The sequence below is a fragment of the Metasolibacillus sp. FSL K6-0083 genome, assembly GCF_038630865.1.
GTDB classification, from domain to species: Bacteria; Bacillota; Bacilli; order Bacillales_A; family Planococcaceae; genus Metasolibacillus; species Metasolibacillus fluoroglycofenilyticus.
Genome location: NZ_CP152046.1, coordinates 1,908,736 through 1,921,493 on the forward strand (window position 1 = coordinate 1,908,736; position 12,758 = coordinate 1,921,493).

At 37.4% G+C, this 12,758-nt stretch carries 9 protein-coding genes and 1 pseudogene; 7 read left to right on the forward strand and 3 right to left on the reverse strand.

Going from position 1 to position 12,758, the window contains the following annotated elements; genetic code table 11:
• Positions 1-11 precede the first annotated feature (11 nt).
• The 7 genes from MHB51_RS08920 to MHB51_RS08950 all read left to right on the forward strand — a co-directional run bounded on the left by MHB51_RS08920 (position 12) and on the right by MHB51_RS08950 (position 6,898).
• Entirely contained in the window at positions 12-890 is an 879-nt protein-coding gene (locus MHB51_RS08920) for a tyrosine-type recombinase/integrase (RefSeq protein ID WP_342557971.1), read from the forward strand.
• Positions 891-905: 15 nt separating this feature from the next.
• Positions 906-1,493, forward strand: coding sequence for a hypothetical protein (locus tag MHB51_RS08925; RefSeq protein WP_342557972.1), 588 nt, complete (start codon positions 906-908; stop codon positions 1,491-1,493).
• Positions 1,421-4,504 (forward strand): hypothetical protein, encoded by a 3,084-nt coding sequence (locus MHB51_RS08930; protein ID WP_342557973.1) that lies wholly within the window; start codon positions 1,421-1,423, stop codon positions 4,502-4,504. Before MHB51_RS08925 ends, MHB51_RS08930 begins: the two co-directional genes overlap by 73 nt.
• A 230-nt stretch (positions 4,505-4,734) precedes the next feature.
• A complete protein-coding gene (locus tag MHB51_RS08935; RefSeq protein WP_342557974.1) occupies positions 4,735-4,926 on the forward strand; it encodes a hypothetical protein in 192 nt (63 codons plus the stop codon).
• Positions 4,916-5,269: an IS66 family insertion sequence element accessory protein TnpB gene (tnpB, locus tag MHB51_RS08940; protein ID WP_342472955.1), complete on the forward strand. Its 354-nt coding sequence runs from the start codon at positions 4,916-4,918 to the stop codon at positions 5,267-5,269. Before MHB51_RS08935 ends, tnpB begins: the two co-directional genes overlap by 11 nt.
• 62 nt (positions 5,270-5,331) lie before the next feature.
• On the forward strand, positions 5,332-6,033 hold the full coding sequence (locus MHB51_RS08945) for an IS66 family transposase zinc-finger binding domain-containing protein (protein WP_342557975.1): 702 nt from the start codon (positions 5,332-5,334) through the stop codon (positions 6,031-6,033).
• On the forward strand, positions 5,990-6,898 hold the full coding sequence (locus MHB51_RS08950; RefSeq protein ID WP_342557976.1) for an IS66 family transposase: 909 nt from the start codon (positions 5,990-5,992) through the stop codon (positions 6,896-6,898). The genes MHB51_RS08945 and MHB51_RS08950 overlap by 44 nt, the downstream gene beginning before the upstream one ends.
• A gap of 260 nt (positions 6,899-7,158) precedes the next feature.
• Here MHB51_RS08950 and MHB51_RS08955 read toward each other — a convergent pair whose 3' ends face one another.
• The 3 genes and pseudogenes from MHB51_RS08955 to MHB51_RS08965 all read right to left on the reverse strand — a co-directional run.
• Positions 7,159-10,503 carry an S-layer homology domain-containing protein gene (locus tag MHB51_RS08955; protein ID WP_342557977.1) on the reverse strand — a complete coding sequence of 1,115 codons (3,345 nt, stop codon included), beginning with the start codon at positions 10,501-10,503 and terminating at the stop codon, positions 7,159-7,161.
• Positions 10,504-11,158: 655 nt separating this feature from the next.
• Positions 11,159-11,878 carry a WecB/TagA/CpsF family glycosyltransferase gene (locus tag MHB51_RS08960; protein ID WP_342557978.1) on the reverse strand — a complete coding sequence of 240 codons (720 nt, stop codon included), beginning with the start codon at positions 11,876-11,878 and terminating at the stop codon, positions 11,159-11,161.
• Positions 11,879-11,924: 46 nt separating this feature from the next.
• Positions 11,925-12,632 (reverse strand): annotated as a pseudogene (locus tag MHB51_RS08965) (Rpn family recombination-promoting nuclease/putative transposase); the annotation flags it as partial.
• Positions 12,633-12,758: the final 126 nt, after the last annotated feature.

Genomic DNA, 12,758 nt, shown 5'->3' on the forward strand with positions numbered 1-12,758 from the left:
GAGGAAGTTTTATGACGACTACTATTTTATTAGGCCATGCGATAGAAAAATTTTTAAACCAGCTTTCACTGAGACAATATAGCAAGCAAACACTACATGGCTATGCAATCGATTTGAAGCAACTACATGCCTTTCTAACAAATGTCACAAATGGACCTGTACTGTTAGATGAAATAACGACAGAACACCTCGAAAGCTTCCAAAAGCAATTACTTGAACAACCCTATTCTCCCGCCACTGTTAATCGCAAAATAAATAGTGTAAGAAGTCTTTTTAATTGGGTTACTTCTAAAAAAATGATCCGTAATAACTGTGCGGTTTCCCTTTATTTATTACGGATTCCCTGCACTGAAAGATATTACTTAACTGCAAATAGCATCGAACAATTTTTACAATATATTGCCCATCCTACCGTTCAAATTATTGCCCAATTCATTATCAATACAGGTTTGCGTATTAATGAATGTATACAATTACGACTAAATGATATAGATTTTGAGCAACGTCTTGTGCATGTAGTCAATGGCAAAGGCAAAAAATCTCGTATCGTTCCTATGAATTCGCGCACCTATTATTTAATCTGTTACTATGTATCAACGATTCGCCCACAGCATACTAAATCGCTTTATTTATTTGCATTAGAAAAGACAGGGTCCATATCCCCTCAATACATTAACCAAGTATTTAAAGAAGCAAGTATACAAATGAATTCCCCACAATTAATTACTTGCCATATTTTACGTCACACGTTTGCGTCAAATTTAGTAAAACAAAATATTCATATATCCATTATTCAAAAGCTACTCGGTCACGCAAATGTTCGCTCAACTTCAATTTATATGCATGCAGATTTACAGCAATTGAAAAATGCAGTTGAACACTTAAATTAAAAAGGAGACATTGCTATGGATCAAAAGACAACCTTCATCTTACAACAATTAGCAGAAGGAAAAACACGACAAAATATAGCAAAAACACTGAATATTCAATGGAAGTCCTTAGATATTTACATGCGTAGACGCGGTTTTCGTTGGCAATCTAAACAACAAACTTATATCCTTGCCCGTGAGCAATATCCAACCTCTAAAGTACAATCAATCATTAAACATTTATCTACTAAAAATCCTGACTTTAAAAAAATATCTGAAAAACATGGTTTTCACAGCATGCAGGAAATGGGCACATATATGCAACAACAAGGTTATATATGGCACCCAGAGTTAAACAACTACTATCTCTTTACGAAACACCCATCAGTAGCTCCACAATTAACAGAAGCCGCCTTCTTGAACTATTTAATTACAAACCAACAAGCTTTAATCAAACTCGTCACAAACGCCAACATCACTTCTCAAACTATCACGACAAATGATCTAAACATCGCCTTAACAACCAATTTATACAATGCCCTTATCCAAGCATGCCAAAAGCAAAGCCTAACACCCCAAGCAATCATCGAACTTGCCTTGAAAGAATATTTGCAGCAACAATAAAGGTAATTAACAATACTACTGTTGAAGTAACATTTGCTGACGACATCGCTGATATCAAAGCATTAGACTTCAAAATCTCTGGTTTAGAAGTATCAAATGCAGTAGTAAAACAATCTGACCGTAAAACTGTAGTATTAACAACTTCAGCTCAAACAGCTGGCACAGAATATACTGTAACAGTAAACGGTGACGAAGTGGGTAAATTTGTAGGTGTTTCTGCAGTAATCCCAACTAAAGTAGAATTAGTAGCACCATCTGTACAAGGTAAACTTGGTCAACAAGTATCTGTACAAGCAAAAGTAACAGTTGCTGACGGTCAATCTAAAGCGGGTATCCCTGTAACATTCTCAGTTCCAGGTAACACGAACGATGGCGTTAAACCAACAGTTGTAGGCGAAGCATTTACAGATGAAAACGGTGTAGCAACTTACACTTATACTCGTTATGCAGCAACTACTGACGCTGTAACAGCATACGCAACTGGTGACCGTTCTAAATTTGCAGTAGGTTATGTATTCTGGGGCGTTGATACAATCGTATCAATTACAGAAGTAACTGAAGGCGCAACAATCAACAACGGTGCTAACAAAACTTACAAAGTTACTTATAAAAACCCAACAACTGGTAAACCAGAAGCGAACAAAACATTCAATGTTTCTGTATTAGAAAACATTAATGTAACAGCTGATAAATTACAAAATGTAAAAATCAACGGTGTAGCAGTTGCACAATTAAGCAACAACACTGTTACTGAGGCTGCACAAATCACAACTGATTCAAAAGGTGAAGCAACATTCACAGTATCAGGTACAAACGCAGAAGCTACTCCAGTAGTATTCGAAGCAAATACTGTAACAACTGGTAACTTAACTGTTTACTCGAAAAAATATGAAGCATCAGATTTACAAGCAACAGCTGCAAAAGTAAAATTCGCAGCAGTACAAGCTGAATACACAATCGAGTTAACTCGTGATGGTGGCGAAATCGCTGCTACTGGTGAAGGCAATGGTCGCGAATACAAAGTTGTAGTAAAAGATAAAGACGGTAAAGTAGCGAAAAATGAAACAGTAAACGTTGCATTTAACGAAGATTTAGACCGTGTAATTGCTACAAATACAAAAGCTGGTTTTGTAAACCCAGATACAGATAAATTCTACCCAACTAGCGGTACTGGTAATACAAAATCTCAAATTTCTGTAAAAACAAATGATAAAGGTGAAGCTACATTCATCATTGCAAGTGATCTTGTGAATGATTATGCAACACCAATCGCATGGATTGATATTAACACTTCAGATGCGAAACAAGGTCAATTAGACCAAGGTGAACCAACTAAAGTTGCTCAAATTTCTCACTTCCAAGCTCCATATTTAGACGGTGCAGAAATTAAATCTTATAAAGTTGGTACAAATACAAAAGAAACTAAATTTGATGGTGCTGCTACCGCTGAATTTAAAGCAGAGTTAGTAAACCAAAGTGGTAAAGTATTCACTGGTGGATACACATTAGGTAAAGTAACTTACACAGTATTTAATACTGGTGGAGAAGATGTTGAAGTTGATGGCGTAGTTATTTCACCAAATCGTAGCGAAACATTTGCTAAAGACAATGGTGCTAGCCTACTTGTTAAATCTAAAGATCAAAAAACAACCTCTGTTCGTGTAATCGCAACAGGTGTTGCATATAAAGATAACAAAGACTTCTCATTCACAGCTAAAGAAGCAACAGCTACATTTACTAACAGCAAAGTAGTTGCAGCTCCTTATACTGGTTATGTAGAGCAATTTAACACAGCTGATACAGGTACTAATAGCAATTCATTATGGTTCTATGGTAAAAACCCTATTAAATACACTGGTACAAACGTAGAATACTATGGTGCTAATGGTAACCAAATCTTTGGTGAAACAGCATGGGAAACATATTTAACTTCTTTAATTGGAAATGATGTTACACTTTCATACAGCAAAGATGGAGAAAAGACTATCTTTAAAGTAATTAGTGTCGTTGATGTTCCAGGTACACAAGCAAATGAGTTGAAAACATATGCTCCTCCAGCAGCAGCAAATAATGCTCCAACTGCTAAAACTGTTGGTACACAAACACTTACAGTAGGTGGTGCAAACTTAACATTAACTACTGCTCAGTTAGCAGAAGATGTTGATACAGGAGATGTTCTTACAATTTTAGCTGCTTATACTGGTAACGCAACTGTAGCAACTGTAACAAATGTTGGTACATCAATTACTGTAACACCAGTAGCAACAGGTACAACAACAGTAACTGCAATTGTTGCTGATAACCATGGTGCACAAACTACAGTAACATTTAATGTAACTGTTAACCCAACAGTTTATGTAAAAGCAGTAAATGCTAACCCAACAGTTCCATATCAAGCAGCTGTACCAACAGCACCAACTCATACAATCGTTTGGGGTGCAGGTGTAACTGCAGCAGGTGATTTAGATATTGTTGCTGATAAAACATTAGCTACAATTGCTTTAGTTCTTGGCGCTACTGCACAAGATGTAGTTGATGCAATTAATGTAGAAGCTCAAGCTGTTGCTTCAGAAGTTGTTGCAAGCTTAAATGCAGCTGGTAATATCGAGATTACGCGTCCAACAACTGGTGTTGCATCTACTATTGTTGTAGACGGAGATGGTACATTAGCATTTGATGGTAATGTAGTAACTACTACTACTGTAGCGGGTACAGCTGGAACTGCAACTCCTGCAAGATATGCATTTGATGTAGAAACTGCAATCGCACCAGCTTCAGGTGTTACTGTAAAAGTTAAATTAGGTTCAGCAGCTGAAGTAACTCTAGTAGAAGGTACTGACTTTACTGGTCAAGCAACTGCAACTGCAACTGCAGCGGAACTTGTAAGTGAATTAAATGCTAGTACTTTAGGTGCTGACTATACATTTACAGTTGTTGGTTCAACAGTAGTTATTACTCAAAATGTTGCTGCTCCTACAACAGGCGTTACTTTAACTGTGTCAGCAAACTAATATTTTTTGAAGAAATAAGGAAGATTTATTTATTCCGTTCTTTTGAAAATATTTCCTATAACAAGAAGCAAAAAAACCAATCATCTTTGAGATGATTGGTTTTTTGTTTTGGTATTGAAAGACTTTGTGAAGGGGTTATTCGTAAGGTAAGCCCGTAATCAAAATACGCATATTTTTCGATCGCACCTCTCGGTACTATTAAAGTATCAAATCAAGGGAGGTGCATTCTTATGCCAACGAACAAAGTATCCATCGTTCCAGTTCATTTAGAACCAACTCCATCTAAACCTTCAACGGACCGAGCTCCGTTAAAACCAATCTGCGTCATTCAAGCCAATCAACTAAAAGTCTCCTTTTATCATGGCGTAAAGAATCACGTTATCCAAACCGTTATGCAGGAGCTGATGAAGAATGATTCATGACTTCACCAAGGTAAAAAACATCTACATTATTTGCGGTCGAACGGACATGCGCAAAGGGATCGATGGATTAGCCTCGCTTGTCCAAGAGAACTTTAAACTGGATCCGTACAGTGAAGCGGTCTTTCTCTTTTCCGGTTGGAAGCGTGACCGCTATAAATGTCTGTATTTCGATGGGGATGGCTTTGCCTTACTGTATAAACGATTAGATCAAGGCCGACTTCAATGGCCAAAAGATGAAGAACAAGTACGAAACTTAACGCAACAGGAATTGCGCTGGCTGCTCGAAGGGTTATCCCTTTCGCAGCCAAAAGCGATCCAAAAATCGAAGAAAAGTGTCTTTTAATCACAGTATTTCCGGTGATATAATTATCTATAAATAAACTGAACGGAAATGGGGTGAGCGAAATGAACAATCCTTCTCAAGACAAGTTAATTCGATTATTAGAAGAACAATTAGCTTTTACAAAAGAACAAAATAAACAGTTAACAAATCAAATTGACGTGTTAACAGAACAAGTTCGTCAGCTCACAAAAATGATTTACGGCTCACGTTCTGAAAAGTCGAAATACCAAGCGCCAGATGGGCAGTGTTCACTTTTCGATGATGATTCGTCTTTTAGCGAACCTGAGCACACAGGATATGAAAGCACGGAAACGATTACTTACTCGGTAACGCGTTCTAAGAAAAAGAAAAAGCGCAACGATTCATTTAAAGAAGGTGTGATGGTCGAAGAGATTCATCATCACCCTTCTGATTTGACGTGCGTGTGCTGTCAAAGCGAACTGCACGAAATCGGTTCAACGCTTGCCCGTGAAGAAGCGAAATTTATTCCGGCCAAGCTGATTTGCGTGCAGCATTTTGAGCATGCCTATGAGTGCAAACATTGTAAAAAGGACACAGAACGTGCTGCTTTCATCGCCAAAGGGAAAGCTCCTGTAGCGGTGATTCCACGTAGTATCGCCAGTCCCGAGTTACTCGCAAAGATTGTAAGTGATAAATTCTCGTTGTATTTACCGCTTTATCGCCAGGTAAACGAACTGAAACGAATGGGGCTCGAAACGAATGATAAGAAACCTATCCAATTGGGTGATTCGTGTAGCGGATGATTGGTTACGGCCAATTTATGAAGAAATGAAAAACGTACTTTCTGCAAAAACATTACTTCATATTGATGAAACAACCGCTCAAGTATTGAATCGCTCGGACGGTAAAAAGGCACAATCGAACGCGTATAATTGGGTATTCCGAACAGTGCCAACAGAAGGACCAGTCATCATCTTATTCCATCACGCTTTAACAAGAAGTCGTGAGGTGTTAAAGGAATATTTAATGGATTTTCAGGGAACTGTAATATGCGACGGCTATTCGGCTTATGATAAGCTGTCGAATATTCAATTCGCCAATTGTTGGTCACACGTTCGACGTTATTGGTTAAAAGTCGAGAGTGCCAATGGACGGAAAGGGCTCGCTTACTGCAATCAGTTGTATGAACTCGAGCGCCGTTTCAAAGGCTTACCACCGAAACAACGCCAAAAAATGCGTTGGAAGTATGCGCGAAAAATCATTCGTAAATTCTTTAAGTGGTTGGAAAAATCTCCATTCTACGGGAAGAATGCCTTAGCAACCGCAACGGAGTATACTTTGAACCGGAAACACGCGCTCAAAGCATTTTTATACAACGGGCAGATTGAAATTGATAATAACCCGGCAGAAAACGCGATTCGTCCAAGTGTAGTTGGAAGAAAAAACTGGCTTTTCTCTGTCAGTGAAGCTTGTGCAAGAGCGAATGCGATCTGTTTAAGCTTAGTGGAAACCGCAAAAGCAAATGGCATCGATTTCTACCAGTATCTCGTCAAGCTTTTTACGGACCTGCCAAATTTATCGATTTATCAGCAACCAGAGCTTTTAAAAGATTACATGCCCTGGTCTGAAAAAATACAGGTCGCATGTGGGAAAAATTTAGCAGCATAAAAGCCAACTTTCTGAAAAACTTCAGAAAGTCGGCTACTTGTCGTGCGTGCCGTAAGGTGCGCCTTTTTTAATTGAATTCGGGCTTACCTTTTTTAATTGAATTCGGGCTTACAGTTGAGTTATTACGGCTCTGAGCATGAGCTTAGGCTAAAGGGCGAAAAGAAAAACCCTACAAAACCGAAGCTATGTAGAGCCTTTCTTCAATTCTGGAATTCTAGTGAATTACAAAATTGAATTTAATATTAATGTCGTAATAGCTATTATTGAGCTACGATTGACCAGCCTGTAGCTACTGCATAAGTTGCATCGTAAGTAGTTACATTTCCAGCTGCATCAGTTACAGTAAATTCGAATGTATCTGCATCCGCTGCACCTGCGTTAGATACAGTAAATACATTACCTAATACAGAAACTACTTCACCACCAGCAAGATTATTTCCACCTGTAGTAATAGCTACTGTCGTACCAGTTTCGCTAGGCACGATTGTGAAGCCATTTGCAGTATTACCAGTAGTATCTACTGTTGCAGTTGGTTTTACTGTATCTACAACTACACCCGTTAAGTTAGCAGTGAATGATGAAGTATTAGCTGGCGCATTTGTTATATTACCAACAATAGTTGCTCCGTTTAAAGTTACTCCAGTTACCGTTACTGTAGAAGCATCTTGAGCAGCTGCTACTGTATAAGTGTAAGTTAATGTATTTGCTCCTGAAGTTGTATAAGTAGCTGTCGCACCATTACTTAAAGCTAATGTAGATGGTGTTCCACCTGCAGTATAAGTAACGTTCTCAGAGAATGTTAATGTAATAGCTACAGTATCTCCAACTGTGTATAATCCGCCAGGTGCTGAAGCTGAAACAGTTGGGTTAGTAGCAGTTGCTGAACCACCTGTTTGACCAACGATTGCAAATGTAACTGTGTCACCATCTACTGAATAAGATGCTGTAACAGTATTTGTAGCAAGAATTGCTAAGAAACCAGTTGCTCCATCAGGAATAGTTGCTCCACCAAGACCTTTAAATACATAAGTTTTACCAGTTTCACCAGCATATTTTACTGGGTTTTTACCCGCAAATGTAATTGTTTTGTTAACAGTATCATAAGCAGTAATTACACCAGTATGACCAGCTGTAGGTACTTCACCAACTTTAGTAAACGTAGCTGTTGCTTCTTTTGCAGTAAATGCAAATGTTTTAGTAGCTGAAGTTACAGCATCTGTATAAGTTGCATTACCTGTAGCTGTTACTTTAATAGAAGTTGTAGAATCTGTAACTGGTTTTACTTCTAAATCAGCAACTGGATTTGGAGAGATTGTAATACTACGGTTTGGTGATACTGTTCTCCATATTCCATTGTCATTTACTTCAACATTAGCTGCACCTGTATTTGTAACTGTATAAGTTACATTTGTAATTGTAGTTGTAGTTGCATTATATGTTAAACCACTTTGGTTTGTTAAAGCTGTTTTAAATGTAGCTGTTTCGTTACCATTAAATTTAGTTGTTTTTGTTGTGCTATTATAAGCTGAAACAGATGCACCATCAACATATTGTTGTTGGAAGTGAGTAATTGTTCCAATAGCTGTTGGTTCACCATTATCTAAGTTTGCATCATTAGCATTAGCTGTATTAATGTCAATCCAAGCGATTGGTGTTACATAATCATTAAGTTTAGTGCTACCTACTACAAACGTTGCTTCACCTTTAGCATTTGTTTTTACAGCAATTTGTTTTGCTTGAGGACCAGTATAGAATACTTGTGTAGAACCTGTTGTATCAATGAATTGAGCTTCAGTTTCAGTAGCAATTACTTTATCTAAATCTTCATTGAATGCAACGTTTACGATTTCGTTAGCTGCTAATTTACCATCTTTATCTTTAACAACTACTTTATACTCACGACCACCATTTGAAGCACCGATAGCAGCGATTTCGCCACCTTCACGCGTCATTTCGATAGTATAAGCAGCTTGTACTGCTGCAAATGTTACTTTCGGAGCTGTCGCTTGTAATGCTGATGCAGTATATGCTTGATTATAAACATTATTAGTACCTGTAATTAGAGAAGCATCAAATACTACAGGAGTAACTGTTGCATGATTACCTGATACTGTGAATGTTGCTTCACCTTTTGAATCAGTTGTGATTTGTGCTGCACGTGTAACTGTGCTGTTGCTTAATTGTGCAACTGCTACACCATTTACTGTTACATTTTGAGCTTTATCAGCTGTAACATTGATGTTTTCTAATACAGAAACATTAAATGTTTTGTTTGCAACTGGTTGACCAGTTGTTGGGCTCTTATAAGTAATTTTATAAGTTTTGTTCGCACCGTTGTTGATTGTTGCACCTTCAGTTACTTCTGTAATTGATACGATTGTATCAACGCCCCAGAATACATAACCTACTGCAAATTTAGAACGGTCACCTGTTGCGTATGCTGTTACTGCATCAGTTTTTGCTGCATAACGAGTATAAGTGTAAGTTGCTACACCGTTTTCATCTGTAAATGCTTCACCAGTAATTGTTGGGTCAACAGCATCAGTATTGTTACCTGGAACTGAGAATGTTACAGGGATACCCGCTTTAGATTGACCGTCAGCAACTGTTACTTTTGCTTGTACAGATACTTGTTGACCAAGTTTACCTTGTACAGATGGTGCTACTAATTCTACTTTAGTTGGGATTACTGCAGAAACACCTACAAATTTACCCACTTCGTCACCGTTTACTGTTACAGTATATTCTGTGCCAGCTGTTTGAGCTGAAGTTGTTAATACTACAGTTTTACGGTCAGATTGTTTTACTACTGCATTTGATACTTCTAAACCAGAGATTTTGAAGTCTAATGCTTTGATATCAGCGATGTCGTCAGCAAATGTTACTTCAACAGTAGTATTGTTAATTACCTTAACAACACCAGTTGTAGCTGAAGCGCCTGCGAAGTCAGCATTGATTACATTATTTAAGAATGTTGCGAATTGACCACGAGTTACTGTGTTCTTTGGTAAGAAGTTAGCAACTGTAGTAATGTCGTAGAAGTCTAACACATCGATAGCTGTACGAGCTTCTGCTTTTGCAGCGTTGATGTCTTTTACTTCACGATTGAAATCTTGAGAAGCAACATAAGCTTCAAGATTTACATCATTTAAAGTGTTTACCATACGTACAAGTACGATTGCCATGTTTTCACGAGTGATTGCATCACCAGCTAATAATTTACCGTTTGAACCAGCGAATACACCCGCATCAGCTACTACTGCAGCGTATTTTAATAACTCATCGTTTGAAGCTGAAGTTAAATCAGAAAAACGTGGGTTTGATTTGTAATCTGTTGGCACTTCAAAGCCTTCAGTCACTAAGTATTTACCTAATAATTTAACTACGTCAGAACGAGTTAATTGTTTGTTAGGTTGGAAAGTGCCGTCTGGGTATCCAGAGATAACACCTGCATCAACTAATGCGTTGATTGCTGCTTCATGTGTGTTACCAGCGATATCGCTTAAGCTTGCTGCAGAAGCAACTGGTACGATTGCAGATGCTACTAATGTAGCTGTCGCAGCTGTTGCTACGAATTTTTTGTATTTCTTTGGTTGGTTAGCCATTGAAAAATTTCCTCCTCATATTTCAAGTAATCTCTTAGTTACCAACTATTTTTAAAAATAGCGTGGATAAACTAACTACACATAAATTCTAGTAGTATACAATTACAATGTCAATCCTTTTTTCAAACAAAAGTTTTTTAAACATCGATTGTACATCTAAAAGTGTTTGTTGCAACTAGTTTAAAGGGTAACTTAGAATTCCTTATATTATGACATAAAACTACTATAGAAAACAACATTTTCTTATTAAATATATTTAGATTGCTATATTTAGCTATCTGTTTGTTCAATATTTTAATGTTTTTATGATTTTAAATGTAGATTTTTTGGGAGAATCGATACAAAAATATTAATAAGTATAATTGAAGTATCTATGAACTTTACTTACTAGGAATATTTTTTACGTACAGTGACAATATATTTTACGCTACAATCGTTTATGCATTATATTTTAAACTTTCCACACAAAAAGAAGAAGGTTTAAGCATTTGCTGCTTAAACCTTCTTCTTGGGCTACCAACCGTTTTTCCTTGCAGGGAAATTTTAAACTCTTTATCATAAGAGGAAATCTTACTATGGATACAGTGTAACACTAACATTACAATTTAACAATCAATTATTACAAAGATTACACAATATTTTTTTTCGATGGTGCTTATTTCTTCTTTTTATCCCTTGCTACTTCTAGTAAAAACAGTGGTAGCGAAATTTGTCGTTTTATGCGATGAGGCTCTTTCATCAGGCGATAAAACCACTCCATCCCCACTTTTTGGAATGCTTCTGGCGCGCGCTTAACATTACCGGCTAGCACATCAAATGAGCCACCTACCCCTTGATATATCGTTGGGTGTAACTGATTGCGATTGGCATTAATCCAATTTTCCTGCTTTGGTGAACCCATTGCAACGAACAGTAAATCAGGCTTCGCTTCATTAATTTTAGCTAACACTTTGTCGTTATCTTTTTCGTAGCCGTCCTGAGTTCCTACTATATTAATGTTTGGATAGATTTCTCGAAGTTTACCTGCTGCCTTCTCTGCAACTCCTGGCTTGCCACCATACAAGAAGATTGGCTTGCGACGCTTCGCTGCCTCTTCACATAGACGCATCATCATATCAACACCTGTTACGCGCGATGTAATTTGTCCTTTTTGAATTTTTGATGCAAGAATAACTCCAATCCCGTCTGGAATTTGAAATTCTGCATTATTGAGTAGCTCCTTTAAGGCAGGGTCTTCCTTCGCCTTAATAATTTTCTCTGGGTTAATCGCTACGATTAAAGACTTTTTCTTTAATTCAATTTGCTCAAACACGATGGGTAATAGCTCATCGTAGCCTTCTGTATTGACCCTTATGCCCAATACGGTTTCTTTCATTTTATAATTGTCCTTTCTACCCTACACGCTTTACACGGTGGGGCGTTTACTTCGCTTGTAAATACTGCTCTACTTCGTCAAGGCTGTTAAACTCCGCGCATTTCTCAACTAGTTGTTCCAATTTTTCATTATTTAATTGTCGGATTTGTTGCTCTACTTCAGAAGGAAGTAGCCCGAATTGCTTTTTCAGCAGCTGCAATGCTATTTTCTTGAGCGTATTAGTTATTCCTTCTTCTCTTCCTTCTTCTCTTCCTTCTTCTCTTGCCTCTTGCTCCCGCAATTTAGCTTCGGCAATAGCAGCTTCTTCATCTAAAATACGTTTTAAGCGACCTTCGTAGGCAAAATATTGTTCTTCTGTTAAGCTAAGTTCTTTCCATCCTGTTAACGCATCAAACAATTGTTCATCCTTCATCGCAATCGCCTCCAGCTCGTGATAAATGTCTTCGTAAATTTCCTTTTCTTTTCGGTGGTTCACTATCCCTAATAGAAGAAGCCATCGTGCAAGTACATCATTCCATGGATCTAGTTTTTGTGTTTTCCAATCTTTTAATAGCTTAGGAATTTCAATAAAGTGAAATTCCATCACATCCGTTAATAAGATTTTTTCTGTATCCTCGTATAAATGATAGGTTGTATGGAATTGTTCTGTTTGATCAAACAAATCAAAATTCATAATATTAATTGCAATAACAGGGTTCAACTGTTTATATGCTTTCCCTTTGCTCATCGATTGACTATATACGTTTGACCAATAATAAACGGAAGTTTTAGAAGTGCCCGCTTATTCATTTTTCGCCCCCTATATTTTCTCATTATTATATCATACGCAATAGAAAAAAGTGTTACGAAACTAGGCTTGCACTAGCATTACATAACACTT